We start from the raw sequence: 24,235 nt of genomic DNA on the forward strand, positions 1-24,235 counted from the left end.
ATCGGAATCAGCTGGCGCTGAGCACCAGACCGGAGGTCGGCACGCCGGTGCCCGCGGTGACCACGATGTTGCGCAGCGCGTCGACCTGGTTGACCGACGTGCCGCGAATCTGGCGCACCGCCTCGGCGATGCCGTTCATGCCGTGGATGTACGCCTCGCCCAGCTGGCCGCCGTGCGTGTTGAGCGGCAGCCTGCCGCCGAGCTCGATCGCGCCGTCCTTGACGAACTCCTTGGCCTCGCCCCGACCACAGAACCCGAGTTCCTCGAGCTGCATGAGCACGAACGGGGTGAAGTGGTCGTAGAGGATCGCGGCCTGCATGTCCTCCGGGCCCAATCCGCTTTGCGCCCAAAGCTGTTCGCCGACGAGGCCCATCTCCGGCAGGCCGGACATGGCGTCGCGGTAGTAGCTGGTCATCACGTACTGGTCCGCGCCGGAACCCTGCGCGGCTCCGGCGATCACCGCGGGCCGCTGCGGCAGGTCGCGGGCCCGCTCCACGCTCGTCACCACGATGGCCACGCCACCGTCGGACTCCTGGCAGCAGTCGAGCAGGTGCAGCGGTTCGGCGATCCAGCGCGAATTCTGGTGGTCTTCCAAGGTGATCGGCTTGCCGTAGAAGAAGGCGTCCGGGTTCACCGCGGCGTGCTTGCGGTCGGCGACGGCGACCCGGCCGAAATCCTCGCTGGTCGCGCCGTAGACGTGCATGTAGCGGCGCGCCACCATGGCGACCTGGGCGGCGGGCGTGCCGAGCCCCTGGGGATAGGACCAGCCCGCGTCGATGCCCGACGAGGTCGGCGCGGTGGCCAGCGCCGTGGAGAACTGGCCGAACCGCGACACCGAGCGCTCGTTGAAGGCGCGGTAGGCGACCACCACCTCGGCGACGCCGGTGGCCACCGCCATGGCGGCCTGCTGCACGGTCGCGCAGGCCGCGCCGCCGCCGTAACCGATGTGGCTGAAGAACTTCAGCTGCGGAATGCCCGTCGCCCTCGCGACCGCCGCCTGGGTATTGGTGTCCATGGTGAAGGTGGTCAGCCCGTCCACGTCGGCGGGCGTCAGGCCCGCGTCCGCGAGGGCGGCCGTGACCGCCTCGGCCGCCAGCCGCAACTCGCTGCGACCGGAGTCCTTGGAGAAATCGGTGGCGCCGATGCCGACGATGGCGGCGCGTCCCGACAGAGCCTCAGTCATTCGTACCCCGCAGAGCGATGACGACTTTCGCCGTGATGTGGTCGCCGAGGCTGTCTCGCCCGACGACGTCGATGTGGACGTCCTCGCCATCGACCGCGCTCACCGTGCCGGTGAGGGTCAACGTGTCGCCCGCGTACAGCGGCACCCCTAGGCGCAGCGCGATCGACTTCACGATGGCGCGCGGGCCCGCCCAGTCGGTGACGAAGCGCTGCACCAGGCCGGTGTCGGTGAGGATGTTGACGAAGATGTCCTTGGATCCGCGCGCGACGGCCTTGTCTCTGTCGTGATGCACGTCCTGGAAATCGCGGGTGGCGATGGCCGTGCTGATCACGAAGGTCGGGTCGGCGTGCACGACCAGTTCCGGCAGCGTCGCGCCGACCTGCGCGGCGGTGGGCTCACCCGTCACCCGACCACCACCCCTCACCGAATCGCTTCGCGATGCTGTCGTCATTTGTTCACCGTCCAATACGGCAGGACGGCCTCGTCGTCGAGCTTCTCGAACTCCACCCGCACCGGCAGGCCGACCTCGACCTCGGCCGGATCGATGCCACGCAGTTCACCGAGCATGCGCACGCCCTCCTCCAATTCGACCAGCGCGACCACGAACGGCAGCTGCCGCCCCGGCACTTTCGGCGCGTGATGCACGACGTAGCTGAACACCGTGCCGCGCCCCGAGGCGACCACGTACTCGGTCGGCTCGGACTTGTCCTGCCACAGCGCGGGGACCGGCGGATGCCTCAGCGTGCCGTCCGGCAGCTTCTGGATCCGCAGTTCGCCGAGCTTCGTTCCTTCCCAGAAGAATTCGGTGTCGTGCGAGACCAGCGGCTTGACCCGCTCGCCCGCGGGCTGCGCCGGAGCGGCAGCCGTGCCCGGCGCGAATTTCAGGATCCGGAACAGCATTTCGGTGACGAGCTCGTCGCCCACCCGCCACGAAGTGCGGAAGGTGACGAACCAGCCGTCGCCGAGCCCGGTGCGCTTGGGTCCCGTGATGGTCTCCAGCCGACTGGTGACGGTCACCTGTTCGCCGGGCACCAGGTAGCGGTGGTAGATCTGCTCGCAATTGGTGCCGACCACCGAGGTGAAGCCCGCCTCGTCGAGCAGTTCGGTGGTGGCGCCCATCGGATCGTCCTCCGGGCGAACACCGTTGAGCCCGAACATGGTCCACACTTGCGCCATCGCGGGCGGCGCGACGATGCCAGGGTGGCCCGCGGCGCGAGCGACGGCCTCGTCGACGTAGATGGGGTTGGTGTCGCCGATGGCCTCGACCCAGTTGTTGATCATCGGCTGGTTCACCGGGTCGCGCGCGAGGCGCGGCGCGCACTCGCCCGCCGCGATGATCTTCTCGGCGGCGGCGACGATCGCTTCCGGCGTTGACGTGTCCGGCACGACGCGGCTCCTTCTTCCTATCGGGGTACTCGCGGCAGGTTCAGTCCGGCGGTGGCGACGAGCTCGCGCATGATCTCGTTGACGCCGCCGCCGAAGGTCACCACGAGGTTCTGTTTGGTGCGCCGGTCCAGCCAGGTGAGCAGTTCGGCGGTGGCGGGCTCGGCCGGATCGCCGTGGCGGCCGACGATCTCCTCGGCCAGGCGGCCCGCTTCCTGGAGTGACTCGGTGGAGAACACCTTGGTGGCCGAAGCGTCGGCGATGACCTGCGACTGGTCGCCGTCCGGGCTCTTGTCGGCGGCCGCGACCTGCCAGTTCAGCAGTTCGTTCAGCCGGACCATGGCGTGCATACGGCCCAGCGACCGCTGCACATCGGATTCGACGAGCAGCCCGCGCGGTCGCGCCCAGTCGCGCACCCGGTCGTAGAGCTGTTCGATCTTGCCGGACGGGCCGAGGCTCACCCGCTCGTGATTGAGCTGGGTGGTGATCAGCCGCCAGCCCCGGTTCTCCTCGCCGACCAGCATGTCGGCCGGGACGCGGACGTTGTCGAAATAGGTGGCGTTGGTGTGGTGGGCGCCGTCGCAGGTGATGATCGGCGTCCAGGAGTAGCCGGGATCCTCGGTGTCCACGATCAGGATCGTGATGCCGCGGTGGCGCGAGTCCGCCGTGCCGGTGCGGCAGGCCAGCCAGACGTAGTCGGCTTCGTGCGCGCCGGTGGTGAAGATCTTCTGCCCGTTGACGATCCAGTCGCCCGAGGCATCGCGGACGGCGCTGGTGCGCAGCGAGGCCAGGTCGGTGCCCGCCTCCGGCTCGGAGTAGCCGATCGCGAAATGGATATCGCCGGAAAGGATTCCGGGCAGGAACTTCTGCTTCTGCGCGTCGGTGCCGTAGGTCTGCAAGGTCGGTCCGACGGTCAGCAGCGTCACCAGCGGCAGCGGGACGTCGGCCCGTACCGCCTCGTTGAAGAAGATCTGCTGTTCGACGGGCCCGAAACCCTGCCCGCCGTATTCCTTCGGCCAGCCGACCCCGAGCCAACCGTCGCGGCCCATGCGCCGCACGACGGCGCGGTAGGCGTCGCCGTGCCGGTTCACCGCCATCTCGGCCTCCTCTTCGGGAGTGACGAGATCGGCGAAGTAGGTGCGGAGTTCGTCTCGCAGCGCGCGCTGCTCGGCGGTCAGATCGATGAACATCTTGCTCCTAAGCGATCCAGACGGAACGACGCGCCGCCGAGCCAGCGGGCGATGTCCTTGGCCTGGGAGTAGTAGCGGTGCATCGGATGGGTCACGTCGACGCCGAGACCTCCGTGCAGGTGATGACACTTCTGCATGGCGGCGGGCAGCTCGGAGGCCACGGTATAGGCGAGCACGTCGAGGTCGTCGTCGACGCGCTCCAGGTGCGCGGAACCGGTGTCGGGCTGCGAAAGCGCCCAGTTCGCCGAGACGGCCGCGGCGTGCAGGGTGCGGGAGACCACGTACAGGTCGGCGATCTGCTGGGCCACCGCCTGGAATTCGGCCAGCGGCCGGTCGAACTGGCGGCGCACCCGCAGGTGCTCGGCGGTGAGCACCAGTGCGCCCTTCAGCAGGCCGTCGGCGACCGAGCCGATGCTCGCGACGGCCAGCCGGTGCAATCGCGGGAGGCCGCCGGGGAGCAACTGCTCGGCCGGGATCTCCACGTTGTCCAGCAGGACACTGCCCTCGGGCAGGCCGCCCGAGGACGGTGAGGGCGTCACGGTCAGTCCGGCGGCATCGCGGTCGACGAGCGCGATGCCGGAATCGGTGGGGATCAGCAGCCAGCGCGCCTGCTCGGCATAGGGCACCGCGACCTTGTGCCCGCTGACCCGCACGACGGACCCTTCGGCGACCGCGGTCGTCTTCGGTGTCGCGGCGAACGGCGCGCCGGGTTCGCTGAGCGCCGCGGTGAGCACCGCGCCCTTCGCGACCTCCGGATAGATCCGTTCGGCCACCGCGTCGGGCAGCACGGGCAGCAGCGCGAGCAGCCCGAAACCGAGCGTCGGCAGGGCGGGCACCGCCACCGCGTCGGTGGCCAGCTCGGTGAGCAGCACGGAGATCTCCGGCAGGCCCATACCGTCGCCGCCGAAGCGCTCCGGCAGCGCGACCCCGAGCAGGCCCGAGTCGACGAGGCTCGGCCACAGCTCGATATCGCGTGCGGATTCGCGCTCCAGCAAACTCACTACCACTTCGGCGACGGCGTCCTGGCCCTCGTCCCTGGTGAAGTCCACGATGTTCTCCAGTTAACTCGGTATCGCCCGGTGATTCCTTGGGGGGTGGTCGGGCGACGGGTGGGCTCGTCGACTAACTGTCCGCATCGCGAGGCAGCCCGAGAATCCGCTCACCGGCCACGGTGAGCAGGATCTGCTCGGTGCCTCCCGCGATGGAAAGACAACGGGTGAGCAGGAATTCGGTCACCTCGTCCGAATCCTGCGCACCGTTCGGTCCCGCCGCCTCGACGGCGAACTCCGCCACCGCCTGGCGGTGCCGCACACCCACCAGCTTGCGCACACTGCTCTGCGCGCCGGGGTCGGCGCCCGCCAGCATCGCGACGGCGGCCCGCTGCTCGAGCAGCAGCCCGGCGATGGCCTCGGCGACGAAGCCGCCGAGCCGGTCGTTCCTCAGCTCCGCGCCGGGCCCGGTGGCGGGCAGCTTGGCGATGAGCTCCTCCAGCACCGGCCCGATCCCGTTGCCGCCCATCGCGACTCGTTCGGTGGACAGCGTGGAGCGGGCGATCTTCCACCCGTTGTTCAGCGCACCGACCAGGCAGTCGTCCGGCACGAAGACGTCGTCGAGGAACACCTCGCTGAATCGCGCCTCGCCGGTGATCTGCACCAGCGGCCGGACCTCGAGCCCCTTGCTGCGCATGTCGACGAGGAAGTAGGAGATGCCGCGATGCTTGGGCGCGTCGGCGTCGGTGCGCGCCAGGCAGATGCCCCAGTTCGCCTTGTCGCCCAACGAAGTCCAGACCTTCTGGCCGTTCAGCACCCAGCCGCCGTCGACCCGCTTGGCGGTGGTGCGCAGGGCGGCGAGGTCGGAGCCCGCGCCAGGCTCGCTGAACAGCTGGCACCACACCACCTCGCCGCGCAGCGTCGGCCAGGCGAAGCGATCGATCTGCTCCTGGGTGCCGTGCTGCAACAGCGTCGGGATGGCCCAGCCGCCGATGGCGAGGTCGGGCGCGGTGAGGCCGGCGCGGCGCAACTCCTCGGAGATCACGAGGCCGGTCATCGGATCGGCGCCGCGACCGTAGGGCGCGGGCCAGTGCGGCATCGCCAGTCCCGCGTCTACCAGGGCGTCGCGCCGCTGGCCGACCGGGAGAGCCGCGATCGCGGCGACCTCGGCGGCCAGGTCGGTGGCGGCCGAGCCGTCCACGCCCTCGGCGGCGAAGACCCGGTCGGCGCCGGTGGTGCGGCGCATGCCCGACCGCGTCAGCTCGGTGACCCTGGCCCGCCAGCGGGCCGAGCCGCCGAGCAACTGGCGCAGCGCCGTGGCCCTGCGCAGGTAGAAGTGGGCGTCGTGTTCCCAGGTGAAGCCGATGCCGCCGAGCACCTGGATGCAGTCCTTGGCGGTCTCCACCGCGGCGTCCAGCGCGATGGCCGCGGCGATGGCGGCCGCGATCGGCAGTTCGGCGCCGCCCTCGTCGACGGCCGCGGCGGCGTCCAGCGCGACCGAGCGGATCAGCTCGGTGCGGCACAGCATCCACGCGCAGATGTGCTTGACCGCCTGGAAGGAACCGATCTTGCGGCCGAACTGCTCACGCACCTTGGCGTATTCGACCGCGGTGTCGAGGCACCAGCCCGCCAGACCGGCGAGCTCCGCGGCGACGAGCGCCACGAGCAGATCTTCGACCCGGTGCGCCGAGGCGAACATCCGCTCGGCGGGCACCGCGACCTCGGCGCAGTGCACCCTGGCCAGCGGGGTGCTCGGATCGGCGGAGGCCAGTACCTCGATCCGCAGCCCCGCGGCGTCCGGCGGCACCAAGCACCAGCGCGGACCGTCGGGACTGTCGACGGGAAGCAGCACAGCGGTTCCCGTGGCGGCCCCGAGCACGAATTCCCAGACACCGGTGAGCAACACCTCATCGGCGCCTGCGGGTACGCTGACACCCGTCACGGACGAAATGTCCGGACCGACAACGACGTCGAGCGCGATACCGCACGGCAGGTCCTCGGCGAGGGCGCCCGCGGTGACCAGGTTGGCCAGGGCGGTGCTGAGCACCGGCCCGCCCACCAGATCGTGCGCCGCCTGCTCCAGCAGCACGGCGAGATCGGCGACCGACCCACCGGCGCCACCCGCGTCCTCGGCGACCGCGACCCGGAAGATCCCGAGTTCGGCCAGCGCGGGCCAGTACGCGCGCCAGAACCCGACCGGCTCGGCTCGCATCGTTGCAATCGGACGGACCGATCCGGCCCAGCCCCGCATCGACTCCTGAACGGCTTTATGCTCGTCAGTGGTGGCGATGGTCACACTCCAACCCGCCTTTCCGGCGTGACTCCCACACCTAGAACATGTTCTAATATCCTTGCCGTGCGGAAGTCAAGAGACGGCCATCCGTATCGGTCAGCACCGCGCGCCAGGCCGACGTACGACGTTCGAGGAAAGGACCCTTTTCGATGGCCAGCCCCTCCCGCTCGCAGCCCGCCGACGCGAGCGCCGCCCGCCCAGCGACCGTCACGACGCTCAGCGAGGACGATCTGAGCTCGGCCGCGCAGCGCGAGCGACGCAAGCGCATCCTGGACGCGACGCTGGCGCTGGCCTCCAAGGGCGGATACGACGCGGTGCAGATGCGCGCCGTCGCCGAGCGCGCGGATGTGGCCGTCGGCACCCTCTACCGGTACTTCCCGTCCAAGGTGCACCTGCTGGTCTCGGCGCTGGCCAGGGAGTTCGAGCAGATCGAGGGCAAACGCAAGCCGCTTGCCGGAACGACGCCGCAGGAGCGCATGCACCTGCTGCTCACCCAGATCACCCGGATGATGCAGCGCGACCCGCTGCTCACCGAGGCCATGACGCGCGCGTTCATGTTCGCCGACGCCTCGGCCGCGGCCGAAGTGGATCGCGTCGGCAAGGTGATGGATCGGGTTTTCGCCCGCGCCATGAACGACGGAGAACCGACCGAGCGGCAACTGGCCATTGCTCGCGTCATCAGTGACGTGTGGCTTTCCAATCTGGTGGCGTGGCTCACTCGACGGGCTTCGGCGACCGATGTCACAGACCGTCTCGAACTGACCGTGGATCTTCTGCTCGGAGACCAAGCGGCGAAATAGCCGGATGCGATAACTCGCTCCCTCTGAATCGGATCGACGAGTCCGGTCGCCGGGCAGACTGCCCGCGACCGGACTACCGTGGTGTTATGCCGCGCTTGCCTCTGCACGCGGAGCAGACCGCGAACCGTCATGTCCGACAAAGCGACTCATATCCGGCCGATCCGCCGGAAGGAAACGGCTCGGCCGTGACGGCCCTCGTGATCGCCGTGCGACCCGACTCCGCTCGGGTCCGCGGAAAGTTACTTGCTGGTTACCTGTGCGTTAACTGGGCAAATCCCGATAACCGGGTTGCAATCGTGCGCACGCATACCGGCGCACTGCGGTGCGGTGAATTCAACCCAGTATTGTTTTGCCCGCCCCTGAAACAACTCCTCCGATCACTAGGTTGGATGCGTGAGCGCACAGGATCTGCCACAGGAACTTCGACGAGCTTTGTCGACGGTCGCGCGCGAGCCACGGCTCTTGGTCGCGTCGGACTACGACGGGACATTGGCCCCGATCGTGTCCGACCCGACCAAGGCGTATCCGCACCGAGAATCGGTGAGCGCGCTACGCGCTCTCGCCGGACTCACCGGGACGACGGCGGCCGTGATCTCCGGCCGCGCGCTGCGTGATCTCGCGGCACTCTCCCGGCTTCCGGTCGAGGTGCAACTGATCGGTAGCCACGGTTCGGAGTTCGACGTCGGCTTCGTGCACGCGATCGACAACGACGCCAAACAGCTGCTCCAGGAAGTGCAGAACTCCCTGTCGCAGATCGCCGCGGGCAATCCGGGCGTCACCGTCGAGATCAAGCCGGCCAGCATCGCGCTGCACGTGCGCAACGCCAGCCCCGAGATCGGCCGCAGGGCGCTGACCACGGTGCGCCAGGGTCCGGCCTGCTGGGTCGGCGTACAGGTCACCGAGGGCAAGGCCGTCATCGAGCTGGCCGTCGTCCCCACCGACAAGGGCAACGCGCTCGACACCATCCGCCACCAAGAGGGCGCGACCGCCGCGGTGTTCTTCGGCGACGACGTCACCGACGAGAAGGCCTTCCGCGTGCTCTCCGGCCCGGACGTCGGCATCAAGGTCGGCGAGGGCGACAGCATGGCCAAGTACCGGGTGGCCAGCACGGAGGCGGTCGCGTGCGCGCTGGCCTTCCTGCTGGAGGAACGGCGCACCTGGCTGGCAGGCGCGAGCGCGCCGCGCATCGAGCGACTGACCATGCTGTCCAGCCCGCGCTCGTTGGCGCTGCTCACCCCCGATGCCACGGTCACCTGGTTCTGCCACCCGGAGCCGGATTCCGCCGCGGTGTTCGCGCACCTGCTCGGCGGACCGCAGGCGGGCCACTTCACCGTCGCGCCGGAGCGGCCGGGGCTGCCGCTCTCGCAGCGCTACGTGGACGGCACCATGACCGTCGAAACCCGTTGGGCCAGTTTGCAAGTCGTCGACTACTTGCCGCACGACGTGACGCCGAACCGTACCGATCTGACCCGGGTGATCTCGGGCGTGGCCAAGGCGGTCGTCACCTTCGCGCCGCGGCCGGAATTCGGCCAGGTGCCGGTGTCGCTCGAACCCGATCCGGCGGGCCTGCGGGTGCGCGGTACCAACGACCCGATGGTGCTGCGCTCCCCCGGTGTCCGGTGGGAGATCGAGAGCGACGGAACGCACGATGTCGCACGCGCCGTGGTCGACCCGGCGAACGGCCCGATCGTGCTGGAACTGCGCTGCGGCACACATGATCTCGCGCCCGCGATGACCGGCGAGCCGGAACGCCGCAGGGAGGCGCAGCGGTATTGGTCGGAGTGGTCGAGCGCGCTGGAGCTGCCGCCGCTGAAGCCGGATCTGATGAAGCGCTCCGCACTCACCCTGCGCGGGCTGGTGCACGCGCCGTCCGGCTCGATCCTCGCCGCGGCCACCACCTCGCTACCCGAGGACATCGGCGGCATCCGCAACTGGGACTACCGCTACTGCTGGCTGCGCGACGCCGCGCTCACCGCGCAGGCGCTGGTCAACCTCGGCTCGCTCGCCGAGGCCGAGCAGTTCCTCGGCTGGGTGCACCGCGTGCTGGAGACGCTGCCCGGACCCGAGCGGCTGCACCCGCTGTACACCATCTACGGCGAGACGCTGCCGCCCGAGGCCGTCATCGACCAGCTCCCCGGGTACGCCGGGTCGCGCCCGGTGCGCGTCGGCAACGCCGCGAACATGCAGGTGCAGCTGGACGTCTTCGGACCGATCGTCGACCTGATCGCGACGCTGGCGCACGCACGCGAGCGCAAGGGCGTCACCGATCCGGCCAAGGCGCTGCCGGACGCCGACTGGGAACTGGTGCACGCCATGGTCTCGGCGGTGCAGCGTCGCTGGACCGAGCCCGACCACGGCATCTGGGAGATCCGCGGCAACCCGCGCCACCACGTGTACTCGAAGGTGATGGGCTGGCTGACGGCCGACCGGGCGCTGACGCTGGCGCAGAAGTTCGACCGGCAGGTCGAGCCGGAGTGGATCGAGCTGCGCGACACCATCGCCGAGGAGGTCAAGACCAAGGGCTGGAACGACGAGGTCCAGTCGTTCACCGCGGCCTACGACGGCACCGACCTGGACGCGGCCACCCTGCACATCGGCCTGAGCGGGCTGATCGATCCCTCCGACCCACGCTTCGCCGCGACGGTCGTGGCCACCGAGGCCGAGCTGCGCAGCGGGTCGACCGTGTACCGCTACCACCACGACGACGGCCTGCCGGGCGGAGAAGGTGGATTCCACCTGTGCGCGGCCTGGCTGGTCGAGGCGTACCTGCTGATCGGCAAGCGTTCGGACGCCGAGGCGCTGTTCGCCCAGCTGGTCGACGTGGCGGGACCGACCGGGCTGCTCAGCGAGGAGTACGACCCGGTGGCCGAGCGGTCGCTGGGCAACCACCCGCAGGCCTACAGCCACCTCGGTCTGCTGCGCTGCGCGCAGCTGCTGGCACAGCCCGTGGAGGTGCTCGTCTAGAGGTCACGGACCGGCCGTCGAGGCCCGCGGACCATCCGGTTCGCGGGCCTCGGCGTTTGCCGGGGCGGCTTTCGGCAGCGATGTGGCGGTGGCCGGGTTGCACGGGGCTGATAAAGTCAAACGGTAACGATTTCCATTATGTTCTGGAGCACTCATCCTGCTCTGTTCGTATCGCCAGGAGTGCTTCCGCGTGAGTAGCCGAATTGCCTCGAAGTTCGCCGGCATCGCCGTGGGGGTGGCGACCGCCCTCGCGCTGACCGCCTGCGGCAGCTCCGATGACTCGGGCAAACCGCAGGTCGTCGCCTCGACCGATGTGTGGGGCGATATCGCCGCCACCGTCGCCGGTCCCGACGCGACCGTCACCTCGATCATCACCGACCCCGCCGCCGACCCGCACTCGCACGAGACCTCGGCGGTCGAGTCGGCGAAGATCAGCGACGCCGACCTGATCGTCTACAACGGCGGCGGCTACGACGAATTCATCGAGAAGGCCATCTCGGGCAAGGGCAAGCGGGCCGTCGACGCCTTCGAGTCCCGCGCCGACAAGAGCGACGAGAACGAGCACGTCTGGTACGACGTGGCCACCGTCGGCACGGTCGCCGACATGATCGCGGGCGCGCTCGGCGAGATCGACTCCGCGCACGCCGCCGACTACACCGCCCGTGCCGCCGCCTTCAAGTCGCAGCTGGGCGGGATCACCGCGGCCACCGGCGCGCTCGCCGCCCAGCACCCGAAGACGCCGGTGTTGCAGACCGAACCGCTCGCCTACTACCTGCTGCGCGCCGCCGGCGCGGAGGACCGCACCCCGCACGAGTTCCAGGAGGCGATCGAGCAGGAGACCGATCCCGCGCCCGCGGCCGTCGCGGAAACCCGGGATCTGCTCACCGGCAAGCAGGTTCGCGCGCTCGTCTACAACGTGCAGACCCAGGACAAGATCACCCGCGACCTGCGCGAGCTGGCCGTGACGAACGGCGTCGCCGTCGTCGAGGTGACCGAAACCCTCCCCGAGGGAATGGATTACATTCAGTGGCAGACCAAGAACACCGAAGCGCTGGCCGAAGCGCTGGGCTGATCGACGAGCAGCTGATCGAGATGTCCACGAGCAAGGGAGCCGCGCTGACCGAGCACACCGCACCGGTGCGTCCGCGGCTCGTCGACACCGACGGGACGGCGGCCGTCCGCCTCGACGACGCCCGGCTGTCGTTCGGCGACCGCACCCTCTGGCAAGGGCTCGATCTCGAGGTGGCTCCCGGCGAGTTCATCGCCGTGCTCGGCCCCAACGGCTCCGGCAAGACCTCGCTGCTCAAGGTGCTCCTCGGCCAGCTCGCCCTCGGCTCCGGCCGGGCGTTCGTCGCCGGATCGCCTGCGCGCGCGGGCAATCCCGATATCGGCTATGTGCCGCAACAGAAGACGATCGACGCGGGCGTGCAGCTGCGCGGCGTCGACCTGGTCGGCCTCGGCGTCGACGGGCACCGCTGGGGCCTCGGCCTGCGCGGGCGGGCCGAACGCAAACGCAAGGTGGACGCCGCCATCGCGGCCGTCGGCGCGGAGAAGTTCGCGAACGCGCCACTGGAATCCATGTCGGGCGGCGAGCAGCAGCGCCTGCGCGTGGCGCAAGCACTGGTCGGCGACCCGAAGGTGCTGCTCTGTGACGAACCGCTGCTCAGCCTCGACCTGGCCAACCAGCGACTGGTCGCCGAGCTCATCGACCGGCGCAGGCGCAGCCACGACACCGCGGTGCTCTTCGTGACCCACGAGATCAATCCGATTCTGCCGCTGGTGGACCGGGTGCTGTACCTGGTGGACGGCCAGTTCCGGATCGGCGCGCCCGACGAGGTGATGACCTCCGAGGTGCTCTCCGAGCTGTACCAGACCGAGGTCGACGTGCTGCGGGTGCGCGGGCGGCTGGTGGTGGTCGGCACCGGTGACACCATGGACGCCCTCGGCGCGGCAGGCGCGCAGCACTGCCACGCCGAACCCGATACGAGAGGGGTTCGGGCATGAGCGAACGCAGTGAGCGAATCATGTGCCAGCGCGCCTCGCGCATGCTGGAGCCGAGCGTCAGCGAGGTTCGGGCATGACCGGCAAACTCGCCGATGTCTTCTCGAAGATGTTCGACCTGTCCACCACGGTCGATCTGCTCTCCTACGACTTCGTCCAGCAGGCGGTGCTGGCGGCGGCCCTGCTCGGGCTGCTCGCCGGGGCGATCGGTCCGCTGATCATCAGCAGGCAGATGTCGTTCGCGGTGCACGGCACCAGCGAGCTGTCGCTCACCGGCGCGGCCGCGGCGCTGCTCGCCGGGATCGGAGTCGGGCTCGGGGCGATCATCGGGTCGGTGGTGGCCGCCGTGCTGTTCGGCGTGCTCGGGACCCGTGCGCGGGAACGCGATTCGGTGATCGCGGTGGTGCTCTCGTTCGGGCTCGGGCTCTCCGTGCTGTTCCTCTGGCTCGGGCCGGAGCGCGCCGGATCCAAGTTCTCGCTGCTGACCGGTCAGGTGGTCAGCGTCGGATACAGCGGTCTCGCGCTGCTCATCACCTGCACGGTGCTGGTGCTCGGCGTGCTCGCGGTGATCTACCGGCCGCTGCTGTTCGCCAGCTCGGATCCGGAAGTCGCGGTGGCGCGCGGTGTGCCGGTGCGTGCCCTCGCGGTGATCTTCGCCGTGCTGCTCGGCATCACCGCGGCCTTCGGCGTCCAGATCGTCGGCGCGCTGCTCGTGCTCGCGCTGCTCATCACCCCCGCAGCGGCCGCCGCCCAGCTCACCGCCAACCCGGCCCGCGCGACGATCCTGGCGATCGTCTTCGCCGAACTCGCCGCGGTCGGCGGCATCCTGCTGTCCCTGGCCCCCGGCGTTCCGGTGTCGACCTTCGTCACGGCGATCTCGTTCTCGATCTACGTGGTCTGCCGGGTGATCGGCAACCGCCGCCGCCAGCTGGCGCGATTTCGCTGAATCGGTGCCGATCGGTCGGGTAGGCCGCCGATCGTGCACAGCACGTCGTATACGGCTTGATGCGACACCGCATCTGGTTCGACGGCCCCAGTCGGCGATCGGATTTGAGCCGATTTGTCACCGACCGGGGTCGCTGGCACGCTGTGAGGTGCCGACGGCATCCGAGCGGCGTGGGGGATGGCGATGACCACGGAGATGAACGCAGAAGCGCGCGCGGAGCGGGCCGAACTGGCAGACCTGTTGGCGAGCCTCTCCGACAACCAGTGGCAGGCGCCAAGCCTCTGTTCGCAGTGGCGGGTGCGCGACGTGGCGGCGCACGTGATCGGCTACGGCGAGCTGACGCCGATGAGGTTTGCCTGCCGCCGCGCCCGCGGCTGGTCGCTGGCTCGGATCAATGCGGCCGATGTCGCGAGATACCTCGACGCGAGCCCAGAGCAGTTGGTCGAGTTGATCCGCGCTCGGCAGCAACCAGTCGGCCTGACCGCCTGGTTCGGCGGGCGGGTCGCTCTTGCCGAGGCGATGATTCATCACCAGGACATTCGGCGGCCCTTGGGACTGGCGCGAACAATCCCGCCGGTTCGACTGCGCGCGGCACTCGACTTCGTCCGCTTCGCACCGCTGATCCGGGGTGCGTGGCTGGTGCGTGGACTGCGACTGGTCGCCACCGACATCGACTGGACCTTCGGCGCCGGGCCGGAGGTACGCGGCACCGGTGAGGCGCTGCTCATGGCGATGGCAGCGCGGCCCTCGGCCCTCGATGATCTGACCGGTCCCGGACATACGCGACTCGTGCGGCGCGTCTGAGTCCCCGGACAGGTCGACCGCCTCGTCGTGCCGCGCTGAGCTGCGGCCCGACATACCGTCAGCGGCGGCGCGCCTCATGGCGATTGCGCTCATCATGTCGTTTGGGCAATGCGGCCGTGGACGTTGCAACGCCGGTAATGGGCGGGGCGTGGGTCACTGGTCGGTGAGGCCTACCGCAGTGCGGAGGCGGGCTAGGGCTTCGGCCCTCAGTAGGGTCGCGCCATGATGGAAGGCGGCTTTGTAGGTTTCCTGACCTAGTCGGTCGGTGAGGGAGTTAGCCAAGGTGGTGAGGCGGGGTTCGCCCGCGTCGAAGTCGCCGCGGAGGGACGCGCTGAGGCCGAGGGCTTCCGCGGCGTCCTCGGGGGCGTTCTCGAGTGTGCGCAGTTCGGCGAGCAGTTCGGCGACGTGGGCGGTGTTGGCGGCGTCGGCCCAGGCGAACAGGCCCGCGGCGGCGCGGGGAAGGAGCGCGCGGGCCGCGGTCGCATCGCCCTCGGCGAGACGGTTGGCCAGGCGGGCGGCGGTGACGAGATCGGCGGCCATGGCGTCCGGGAGGCCGAGCCGGTCGGCGATCGCCGCGAGCTCGTCGATCGTGCGGTCGGCGGCGGGCACGTCGCCCGCGCGACGGTGCCATTCGGCGAGCGCGAAGAGGGTCTCCGCGGCGCTGCGCCGGTGGCCTCGCTCGGTGGCCTGCCGTCGCATCGCCTCGATATCGCGCAGCGCGCCGTCCAGGTCGCCCGCGCGCATGCGTTCGGCGGTGAGCCGGGCGCGGCAGTGGAACAGATCGTCTTGGCCGCCGAGTTCGCTGCTGACCGCGACGCCCTTCTCGAAGACCGCGATGGCGTCGTCGTGTTCGCCGCGCAGCGAGTGATCGCGGCCGACAGCCAGCAGCGCCATACCGAGCCCCCAGCGATCGCCCACCGCCGCGAACCCGCGCAGCGCCGCGGCACGGTCTTCGGTCCCCGCACGCCGATCGCCCTGTTCTGTCCACACGTGATCCCGGGCCCAGTGCGCGCAGGACCGCACCCACGGGTCCGGCGCGGCCAGCGCCCGATCGAGCACGCGTGCGCCGAGGTCGTCGGCGCCCGCCGACGCGGCGAGCAGCGGAACCCAGAGCAACAGGGCCGGGTGGAAGTCGAGCGCGCCCGCCACCTCGCCGTCCTCGATCAACGTCCGCACCGCGACGCTTTCCGTGATCGGCGCGCCCGCGAGCAACTGGATCAGCCGCAGTGCGGCCCGCTCGCGCTCGGGCAGCGCGTCGTCGAGGCGCAGTACGGCGGCGAGGAAGGTCTCGAACTGGGTGCCCATGCCGCGGATGCCCCAGTACCAGAACAACGCGCCGACGAAACGCGATGCGCGCATGCCGTCACCGTTGTGGAGCGTGGATCGCAGTGCGGCTACCAGATTTTCGTGTTCCGCGTCGAGAATCGCCATGGCGCGCAGCTGGTCTCGGGTGCGCAGCGACGGCTCGTGCCGCTCGGCCAGCGCCAGGTAGTGTTCGGCGAAGCGATCGGCGAGGTCGTCACCGGTCTCCTCCAGCCGGTCGGCCGCGTAGGCGCGGATGGTCGCGAGCATGCGATAGCGCGGCTCGGGGTCGCCGGAGACCGTGAGGACGGACTTCTCCACCAGCGCGTCGGCCACATACAGCACGTCCTCGCCGGGCAGGGTCGCGTCGGAGCAGATCTCCTCCAATGCCTCCAGCTTCGCGCCGCCGGGAAACAGCGAGAGTCTGCGCGCCAGTGTCCGTTCCGGCTCGGTGAGCAGGTCCCAGCTCCAAGCCACCAGGGCGAGCAGCGTGCGCTGGCGCGGTTGTGCGGTGCGGCTGCCCGAGGTCAGCAGCCGGAAGCGATCGTCGAGTCTGCGCGCGATCTGCTCGACGCTCATCGAACGCAGCTTGGCCGCCGCGAGCTCGAGCGCCAGCGGCAGGCCATCGAGCTGACGGCAGATGTCCACTACCGGCCCGGCCGTCTCGGCGTCCAAGACGAAATCGGGGCGGGCCGCGATCGCCCTGTCCAGGAACAGCCGCACCGCGGCGGCATCGGCGACACCGGCGAGTTCGACTGCCTCGCCGGGCAATTCGAGCGGACCGAGCTGGTACAGCGCCTCGCCGGCGATGGCGAGCGGCTCACGGCTGGTCGCGAGAATCCGCAGCTGCGGAAGCCTTTCGAGGAGGCCGTCGGCCAGTTCCGCGGCGGACTCGATCAGATGCTCGCAGTTGTCGAGCACCAGCACCGCGGGACCGACGTCGAGCAGTTCGGCGATACGGTCGGGTCCGGTGAGCGGCTGCGTCGGCCGGTTGTCGGACACCCGCAGGTCCCAGGAACCCAGCGCGCCGAGCACGGTGTCGGTCAGCTGTTCCGGGGTACTCACGCCGGCCAGCGGGACGAACCAGACCCGGCCGCGTTCGTGAGCCCGGTGCCGGGTGACCGTTTCGACCGCCACCCGGGTCTTGCCCGCCCCGCCGGGGCCGACCAGCGTGACGAGACGTCCCGCGTCGAGCAACTCGGCGACCCGCGCCAGCTCGCGTTCCCGTCCGACGAAATTGGTGAGCGGCAACGGAATTCGGTTCACCGTCGGCTCCGGTCGCGGCGCGGGGCGATCAAGCTCGCCGCGCAGCAGGGCCAGGTGGACCTCCCGCAGTTCGGCGGACGGATCGACGCCGAGTTCGTCGCCGAGCCGCTCGCGAATCTGTTCGTAGACGGCCAGTGCGTCGGACTGGCGGCCCGCGGCCGAGAGCGCGCGCATGCGCAGCCCGGCCAGTCGCTCGGCGAGCGGGCGTTCGGCGGCGGCCGCTTCCAGGTCGGCGAGGACGTCGGCGTGCCTGCCGAGTCGGATCTCGATGTCGTAATTGTCCTCGGCGACGGTGGATTTCAGCTCTTCCAGCCGCGCGACCGCGAGATCGGCGAACGGGGCGTCGCGCACATCGGCGAGCGCGGGCCCCCGCCAGAGCGCGAGCGCGTCGGCCAGCGTGGCTCCCGCCGCCGCCACCTTGCCCGCCGCCAGGTCGCGGCGGCCGTCGGCGGCGATGGACTCGAAGCGGTGCGCGTCCACATCCTCGGGGCGCACCGACAGCCGGTAGCCGCCGGGACCGAGTTCGAGTGTGCCCGCGCCGCGTAAGGCCTTGCGCAGCCGGGAAACCAATGCCTGCAACGCACCGGCCGCTTCGGCGGGCGGCTGCTCGCCCCACAGCCCGTCGACGAGCGCGTCCACCGAGACCGGCCGTCCCGCCTCCAGCGCCAGCCTGGCCAGCAGCATTCGCAGCCGCACACCACCGAGATCGAGAGGCGACCCGTCGTCGGCGAAGGCGGCGATCGGACCGAGCAGAGCAACACGCACGGCGTCCAGCCTGTCAGAAATGTCCGGGGCTGGATGACACACACCTTCCGAACGCCTCACACAGGCGGTGCCTATGCAAGGCGTGTGCACGGTGTGCGACAACGTCAGCGGTGAGGTGGTCGGGGATTGACCGTGCGCTGCCGGCGCATTGCAACCCGCTACGGCGACGCCGGCCACCACGGTGGCCGACTGTGGTGGTGGAGGGAGCTGGCTTGGTGGGCGGAGGCGGAGGCTGGGGTCCTGGATGCGACGAAACCCGGTCCCGCGCAATGTGGAACCGGGTTTCGGGTCGAGGTGCGTCAGGCGGCGATCAGAGCGACGAGGACCAGGATCGAGCCGCCGAAGACGATCGCGTGGCGGGCGTTCTGCAGCCACGGCATCACCCAGCGCGGGAAGGCGTTCTCAGCGGCCGCGAGGAAGCGGCGGGCGTCGATGCGGGCGAGTTCCGGGTCGCCGGTCTTGGCGAAGGCGTGCTCGATGCTCTTGGCGGCGGTCAGGTTGCTGTAGAGGATGACGATGTTGACGATCACCACGAGCACCTGGCAGATCCAGGTCAGCGTCTGGCCCCACGGGACGGAGGCCAGGTTCAGTCCGGCCAGCGCGACCATGACCAGCGCGATGGACAACGGCGCCCAGGTCTCGTGGCCGCCCGCGTCGAAGCGCATGCCGTGTTCGGCGAGCACGCCGGGCCGGACGCCCTGGCGGTTCAGTTCCGCCTCGGCGGCGGCCTTCGCGGCGGCGCCGTAGCGGTGGCGCACCAGGGGGATGCTCACGAAGGCGGCGGCGATCAGCAGTTGGGCGATGGCGGCGACGGTCAGCATGGTGGTTCTCCTCATCCGGCTCTTCGGTCCTGCGGGGCGGGCCGGTGTGGCCCGCGCTCTCGATGAACCAAAGATGCGCGGCCCGGCTGACAGGCCGCCGACATCGCGCCGACAGGGCTTGTCAGTGCAGGTAGACGGGTCGCGACGCGCTATCGAACCTCTGTGATGGCAGCCGCCTTCAGTCAACGGCGGCGGGTTTCGTATGCTCGGACTCACCCGCCGCCGAACGAATGGTGACCAACGATGATCGACTTTTCGATTCCCGCCGAACTCGCCGCCGAACGCGACCGCGTCCGCCAGTTCGTGATCGACAAAATCGTCCCGTTCGAGCGCGATCCGCGCCTGACCGCGCACGGGCCCACCGACGAACTCCGCCAGGAGCTGGTGGAACTCGCCCGCGCGGAGAAGCTGCTGACGGTGCAGGCCCCCGAGGCGCTCGGCGGGCGCGGCCTGAGCCACGTCGAACAGGCCGTCATCTACGAGGCGGCGGGCTGGTCCACCCTCGGCCCGATCGCGATGAACTGCGCGGCGCCCGACGAGGGCAACATGTTCCTGCTGTCCAAGGTCGCGAATCAGGAGCAGATCGACCGCTACCTGATGCCGGTGATCAACGGACACCAGCGTTCGGTCTTCGCGATGACCGAACCCGAGGGCGCGGGCTCCGACCCGGCGCAGCTGGCCACCGAGGCCGTTTTCGACGGCGAGAACTTCACCGTCAACGGCCGCAAATGGCTGATCACCGGCGCCAACGGCGCCAAGACCTGGATCATCATGGCCCGCCTCGCCGCCAACCCACACCTGCCCGAAGGGCCCACGCTGTTCCTCACCGACGGCGACCAGCCCGGCATCGTCATCGAGCGCACGATGAACACGATGGACCGCAACTACGTCGCGGGGCACGGCGTCGTCCGGTTCGACAACCTGGTGCTGCCCAAGTCGGCGCTGCTCGGCGAAGCCGGGCAGGCGCTGCGCTACGCCCAGCTGCGGCTGGCACCGGCCCGGCTCACGCACTGCATGCGCTGGCTCGGCGCGGCCGAACGGGCACAGAGCATCGCGATCCAGCACGCCAAGACCCGCACCGCGTTCGGCAAGCCGATCGGCGAACACGAGGGTGTGTCGTTCATGTTGGCGGACAACGAGATCGCGCTGCACCAGTGCCGCCTGACCATCTGGCACGCCTGCTGGCTCATGGACCAGGGCGAGAAGGCGCGGCACGAGAGCTCGATCGCGAAGTCCTACGTCTCCGAGGAACTGTTCAAGGTCGCCGACCGCTGCGTGCAGGTGCTCGGCGGCATCGGCATCAGCGACGAGACGGTGGTCGAAATGATCTTCCGCGACATGCGCGCCTTCCGCCTCTATGACGGGCCCACCGAGGTCCACAAGTACGCGATCGGCCGCAAGATCCTGCGCTGACACTCCACTGGTAGCGCGGCACGCCCAAGGACCCAACGCTGTGTCCCCCGCGCTCCCCAACCATCGCGAGGGCGAGCCCGACGAGCCCGTTCACCGACAACTTCCCAGCGGTCGAGACGCCATACGACGAAGTCGGGGATCTCGACCGGCGGCAAGCGCGCTCACCAGCCGGGCCGCCGAACCCGGGGACGAACGCTCCATCCCCGCACTCCCAACCACCCCGAGGGCGAGCCCGACGAGCCCGTTCGCGGCCGTCTCGCTTCCCAGCGGCCGAGATGCGTGCGCCGCAGGCGCGAATCTCGGCTGCTGGGACGCGAGACACAAGGGGCCGCGAACCCGCGCGCGCCAGCGCGCCAACAGCACAGTGCCAGCGCGCCGACAACACACCCGTTACCATCCTGTGGCATGAGTTCGGAATTGCTCGTCGATGTCTCTTCGGGCATCGCCGTCCTCACGCTCAACCGGCCCGCCCAGCAGAATGCCTTCACTCCGGCCATGGCCGCTGAGCTCGGTGCGGCGTTGCAACGCTGCGACAGCGAGGATGCGATCCGAGCGGTCGTGATCACCGGGACGCCGCCCGCGTTCTGCGCGGGCGCGGATCTATCGAATCGGGTGGGCGAGGTCAGCGCCACCATCGAGCCTGCGCCGTGGCGGGTGCGCAAGCCCGTGATCGCCGCGGTCAACGGGCACGCGGTCGGCATCGGGCTGGCACTGGCGCTGCAATGCGATCTGCGGTACATGGCGCGCGACGCGGTATACGGGCTGAACCAGGTGCGCCGCGGTGTGCTCGCCGACGGCTACGCGCACTGGACCCTGCCCAGGCTGGTCGGCATGGCCAATGCCGCCGACATCATGCTGACGGGCCGCACCTTCGACGGTGACGAGGCCAAGGCGATGGGCCTGGCCAACGCGTGCCTCGCGGGCAGCGAGGTGCTGGATACCGCGCTGTCGGTGGCGCACGATCTGGTCAACGGTTCGGCGCCGCTGCCCGTGGCGTTGTCCAAGCGCCTGCTCTGGGAGGGCCTCGGGATGAGCCCCGCCATGGTCGGTCAGCTCGAGTCGGAACTCAACGCCCACGTCGGCAAGAGCGTCGACGGCGGAGAGGCGATGGCCGCGTTCCGCGACCGAAGGCAGCCCAACTGGACCGGGAGCATCAGTTCCGAATGGCCCACCTGGGACAGCAGCGCCGACGCCGAGCGGCCGATCCTCGACTGAGCTGGGGCCGTGACGGACTACATCCGGCAGTCGCTAAGCGTTGCCGCCCAGCGTGATCAGTAGGAACGCGATCGCCATCAGGACCATCAGCACGGTGCCGACGACGCCGAGGATGTAGCCGACCAACACCTGGGCGCGGCCGCCGATCGCGCCGCCGGACTGCTCGATCTGGTCGAGGGCTCGCTTGCCCAACGCCCACGCCACCGGGCCGAGCGCCCCGCAGCACAGGATACTTGCCGCGCCGAGAAACAACACGGCCGTGGCATTCGGATGCTCGACCGGCGAACCGATGGGCTGGTTGGGTATCACCACTCGCCGAATTCTACGGGGCTCCCAGGGATCTCCGCGTATTTTGCGGATCGCGCAAGGCACGGGGCGTTTCGCCGCGGCCTGGAAGTGGGCCATCCGGCGCGGTGGCCCCTCCTCCTCGAATCATTTGTCGCGTACGGGCTTTCGGCCCCGCGCGCGAATCGTCAAGCGCGGCGCTGACGAGCGATCTCGGCGAGCACGACGCCTGCCGCCACCGACGCGTTCAGCGACTCGACTGCTCCCGCCATCGGGATGCTCAGGATGCTGTCGCAGTTCTCCCTGACCAGGCGCGAAAGCCCCTTGCCCTCGGAGCCGACCACGATCACCGTCGGCGCGGTGCCGTCGAACTCGTCGAGCGTGGTGTCGCCGCCCATGTCCAGGCCGACCACCTGGAAGCCCTGGTTGGCCCAATCCTTCAGCGTGCGAGTCAGATTCGTGGCCCGCGCGACCGGGAGCCTGGCCGCGGCGCCCGCACTGGTGCGCCACGCGACGGCGGTGACGCTGGCGCTGCGCCGCTGCGGGATGAGCACGCCCTGGCCGCCGAACGCCGCGACGGAGCGGATCACCGCGCCGAGATTGCGCGGATCGGAGATGTTGTCCAGCGCGACGAGCAATGCGGGCTCGGCCGAGCCGCGCACCCGGTCCACCAGATCGTCCGGGTGGGCGTAGCGGTACGGCGGCACCTGCAGGGCAACACCCTGGTGCATGCCGCTGTTGCTCATCCGGTCCAGATCGGTGCGCGGCACCTCGAGGATGGAGATGCCCGCGTTGGCGGCGGTCTGCACGCTCTCGGTCAGCCGCTCGTCGTTCTCGGTGCCGACCGCGACGAACAGCGCCGTCGCCGGGACGCCCGCGCGCAGACATTCGACCACCGGGTTGCGGCCGAGCACCAACTCGGGACCGTCCTCGGTCTTGCGACCCGCGGGGCGGCCCGCCGCACCCGCGCGACCGGTCGGGCGTCCCTGAGCCGCCGCCTTGGCCTGGGCCTTGGCGCGTTTGGCCGCGGGATGCTTGGTCCGCGCCTCGGCGGGCGGTGTGGCGCCGCGCCCCTCGAGCCCGCGCCTGCGCTTGCCGCCGGAACCGACGACCGCGCCCTTCTTGCTTCCTGTCTTGCGCACCGCGCCGCGGCGCTGCGAATTCCCTGCCATCAGTTCGCCTTTCCGCGCCCGCTGCCCAGTGACCACTGGGGTCCCTCGGCGGTGTCGGTCACCTCGATGCCCGCGGCGACGAGGCGGTCGCGCACGGCGTCGGCGGTGGCCCAATCCTTGTCGGCGCGGGCCTGTTGACGACGGTCGAGCTCGGCGCCGACCAGCACGTCGAGCGCCTCCTGCGCCGCCGAGTTGTCTTCCGGGCTGTACCACTGCGGGTCGAACGGGCACACCCCGAGGATGTTCAGCATGGCCCGCACCTGCCCGGCCAGCTCCCGCGCGGTGTCGACCGCACCCACCTCGAGCGCCTTGTTGCCCTCGTGCACCACGTGATGCACCTCGGCAAGCGCGCGCGGCACGGCCAGGTTGTCGTCCATCGCCTCGGCGAACGCGTCGGTCCACTTGCCGACCGGGATCTCGCCGACCCGCTCGGTGACCCGGTGGATGAACGCCTCGATGCGCTGGTAGGAGGCCGCGGCGTCGTACAGCGCCTTGTCCGAGTACTCCAGCATCGACCCGTAGTGCGCGCTGCCGAGGTAGAACCGAAGTTCAACGGGGCGAACCTTTTTCAGCACGTTCGGCACGGAAAGCACATTGCCGAGCGACTTGGACATCTTCTCGCCGCCCATGGTCACCCAGCCGTTGTGCAGCCAGTACTGCGCGAATCCGTCGCCCGCGGCCTTGGACTGGGCGATCTCGTTCTCGTGGTGCGGGAACACCAGATCCATACCGCCGCAATGGATATCGAATTCCGGACCGAGGTAGAACTCGGCCATGGCCGAGCACTCCAGGTGCCAGCCGGGGCGGCCGGGGCCCCACGGCGAGGGCCAGCTCGGCTCGCCGGGCTTGGCCGCCTTCCACAGCGTGAAATCGCGCGGGTCGCGCTTGCCCGCGCCCGCGCTCTCGCCCTGGTGCACGTCGTCGAGCCGGTGGCCGGACAGCTTGCCGTAGTCCGGGTAGCTCTGCACGTCGAAGTAGACGTTGCCCTCGGAGGCGTAGGAGTGCCCGCGGTCGATGAGCCGCTGCATCAGATCGACCATCTGGGTGATGTGGCCGGTGGCCCGCGGCTCCGCGGACGGCGGCTGCACGCCGAGCATCTGGTAGGCCCGGTCGAAGGCGCGCTCGTAGGTCGCCGCCCACTCCCACCACGGACGGCCCGCCTCGGCGGCCTTGTTCAGAATCTTGTCGTCGATATCGGTGACGTTGCGGATGAAGTACACGTCGTAGTCGTGGGCCAGCAGCCAGCGGCGCAGCACGTCGAACGCGACGCCGCTGCGCACGTGACCGATATGAGGTTCCCCCTGCACGGTGGCGCCACAGAGGTACACCGAAGCACGGCCGGGAACCAGCGGCGCGAAATCGCGCATGGTTCGGCGTTCGGTGTCAAAAAGGCGCAGTGTCACGGCAGCCGATCTTAGCCGGTCGTAGCAGGGCGTTCGTCCC

General features: G+C 69.9%; 19 protein-coding genes. 8 read left to right on the top strand and 11 right to left on the bottom strand.

From position 1 onward, the window contains the following. Window positions 1-7: 7 nt before the first annotated feature. The 6 genes from AC3EO7_RS12610 to AC3EO7_RS12635 form a co-directional block, all read right to left on the bottom strand. The gene (locus AC3EO7_RS12610) at window positions 8-1,183 is read right to left on the bottom strand and encodes a lipid-transfer protein (RefSeq protein WP_435591259.1); all 1,176 of its coding nucleotides are present in this window, start codon (window positions 1,181-1,183) and stop codon (window positions 8-10) included. Continuing rightward, window positions 1,176-1,634: a MaoC family dehydratase gene (locus AC3EO7_RS12615; RefSeq protein WP_435591260.1), complete on the bottom strand. Its 459-nt coding sequence runs from the start codon at window positions 1,632-1,634 to the stop codon at window positions 1,176-1,178. Before AC3EO7_RS12615 ends, AC3EO7_RS12610 begins: the two co-directional genes overlap by 8 nt. Further along, the gene (locus AC3EO7_RS12620; RefSeq protein WP_431967212.1) at window positions 1,631-2,569 is read right to left on the bottom strand and encodes a bifunctional MaoC family dehydratase N-terminal/OB-fold nucleic acid binding domain-containing protein; all 939 of its coding nucleotides are present in this window, start codon (window positions 2,567-2,569) and stop codon (window positions 1,631-1,633) included. The genes AC3EO7_RS12615 and AC3EO7_RS12620 overlap by 4 nt, the downstream gene beginning before the upstream one ends. A 17-nt stretch (window positions 2,570-2,586) precedes the next feature. Then, entirely contained in the window at window positions 2,587-3,756 is a 1,170-nt protein-coding gene (locus tag AC3EO7_RS12625; RefSeq protein WP_431967214.1) for an acyl-CoA dehydrogenase family protein, read from the bottom strand. Further along, window positions 3,741-4,805: an acyl-CoA dehydrogenase family protein gene (locus AC3EO7_RS12630; RefSeq protein WP_435591261.1), complete on the bottom strand. Its 1,065-nt coding sequence runs from the start codon at window positions 4,803-4,805 to the stop codon at window positions 3,741-3,743. Before AC3EO7_RS12630 ends, AC3EO7_RS12625 begins: the two co-directional genes overlap by 16 nt. 73 nt (window positions 4,806-4,878) lie before the next feature. Further along, entirely contained in the window at window positions 4,879-7,041 is a 2,163-nt protein-coding gene (locus AC3EO7_RS12635) for an acyl-CoA dehydrogenase family protein (RefSeq protein ID WP_435591262.1), read from the bottom strand. 146 nt (window positions 7,042-7,187) lie between these two features. On the opposite strand from AC3EO7_RS12635, the gene kstR reads away from it, so the two are divergent. The 6 genes from kstR to AC3EO7_RS12665 all read left to right on the top strand — a co-directional run bounded on the left by kstR (window position 7,188) and on the right by AC3EO7_RS12665 (window position 14,553). Further along, on the top strand, window positions 7,188-7,838 hold the full coding sequence (gene kstR, locus AC3EO7_RS12640; protein ID WP_067842427.1) for a cholesterol catabolism transcriptional regulator KstR: 651 nt from the start codon (window positions 7,188-7,190) through the stop codon (window positions 7,836-7,838). A 393-nt stretch (window positions 7,839-8,231) separates the two neighbouring features. Next, complete coding sequence (gene otsB / locus AC3EO7_RS12645; protein WP_431967220.1) at window positions 8,232-10,802, top strand: trehalose-phosphatase; 2,571 nt, start codon at window positions 8,232-8,234, stop codon at window positions 10,800-10,802. A gap of 190 nt (window positions 10,803-10,992) precedes the next feature. Next, window positions 10,993-11,874, top strand: a complete 882-nt coding sequence (locus AC3EO7_RS12650; RefSeq protein ID WP_431967222.1) for a metal ABC transporter solute-binding protein, Zn/Mn family — start codon at window positions 10,993-10,995, stop codon at window positions 11,872-11,874. Between the two features lie 20 nt (window positions 11,875-11,894). Then, window positions 11,895-12,806, top strand: a complete 912-nt coding sequence (locus tag AC3EO7_RS12655) for a metal ABC transporter ATP-binding protein (protein ID WP_431967224.1) — start codon at window positions 11,895-11,897, stop codon at window positions 12,804-12,806. A gap of 73 nt (window positions 12,807-12,879) precedes the next feature. Further along, entirely contained in the window at window positions 12,880-13,749 is an 870-nt protein-coding gene (locus AC3EO7_RS12660; RefSeq protein ID WP_431967226.1) for a metal ABC transporter permease, read from the top strand. Between the two features lie 183 nt (window positions 13,750-13,932). Beyond that, window positions 13,933-14,553, top strand: a complete 621-nt coding sequence (locus AC3EO7_RS12665; protein WP_431967228.1) for a maleylpyruvate isomerase family mycothiol-dependent enzyme — start codon at window positions 13,933-13,935, stop codon at window positions 14,551-14,553. Between the two features lie 153 nt (window positions 14,554-14,706). Here the strand turns inward: AC3EO7_RS12665 and AC3EO7_RS12670 are convergent, their stop codons facing one another. Together AC3EO7_RS12670 and AC3EO7_RS12675 are read right to left on the bottom strand one after the other, a co-directional pair. Then, on the bottom strand, window positions 14,707-17,886 hold the full coding sequence (locus tag AC3EO7_RS12670) for an AfsR/SARP family transcriptional regulator (RefSeq protein WP_435591263.1): 3,180 nt from the start codon (window positions 17,884-17,886) through the stop codon (window positions 14,707-14,709). 299 nt (window positions 17,887-18,185) lie between these two features. After that, window positions 18,186-18,722 (bottom strand): hypothetical protein, encoded by a 537-nt coding sequence (locus AC3EO7_RS12675; protein ID WP_435591264.1) that lies wholly within the window; start codon window positions 18,720-18,722, stop codon window positions 18,186-18,188. 228 nt (window positions 18,723-18,950) lie between these two features. On the opposite strand from AC3EO7_RS12675, the gene AC3EO7_RS12680 reads away from it, so the two are divergent. Beyond that, a complete protein-coding gene (locus AC3EO7_RS12680; protein ID WP_431967234.1) occupies window positions 18,951-20,120 on the top strand; it encodes an acyl-CoA dehydrogenase family protein in 1,170 nt (389 codons plus the stop codon). Between the two features lie 405 nt (window positions 20,121-20,525). Next, a complete protein-coding gene (locus AC3EO7_RS12685; protein ID WP_431967236.1) occupies window positions 20,526-21,335 on the top strand; it encodes an enoyl-CoA hydratase/isomerase family protein in 810 nt (269 codons plus the stop codon). Window positions 21,336-21,368: 33 nt separating this feature from the next. Here AC3EO7_RS12685 and AC3EO7_RS12690 read toward each other — a convergent pair whose 3' ends face one another. The 3 genes from AC3EO7_RS12690 to cysS form a co-directional block, all read right to left on the bottom strand. After that, the gene (locus AC3EO7_RS12690; protein WP_431967238.1) at window positions 21,369-21,647 is read right to left on the bottom strand and encodes a DUF4190 domain-containing protein; all 279 of its coding nucleotides are present in this window, start codon (window positions 21,645-21,647) and stop codon (window positions 21,369-21,371) included. 161 nt (window positions 21,648-21,808) lie between these two features. Next, complete coding sequence (gene rlmB, locus AC3EO7_RS12695) at window positions 21,809-22,792, bottom strand: 23S rRNA (guanosine(2251)-2'-O)-methyltransferase RlmB (protein ID WP_431967240.1); 984 nt, start codon at window positions 22,790-22,792, stop codon at window positions 21,809-21,811. After that, the gene (gene cysS, locus AC3EO7_RS12700) at window positions 22,792-24,195 is read right to left on the bottom strand and encodes a cysteine--tRNA ligase (protein ID WP_431967242.1); all 1,404 of its coding nucleotides are present in this window, start codon (window positions 24,193-24,195) and stop codon (window positions 22,792-22,794) included. Before cysS ends, rlmB begins: the two co-directional genes overlap by 1 nt. Between the last annotated feature and the right edge of the window lie 40 nt (window positions 24,196-24,235).

It is taken from the genome of Nocardia sp. bgisy118, from assembly GCF_057708605.1.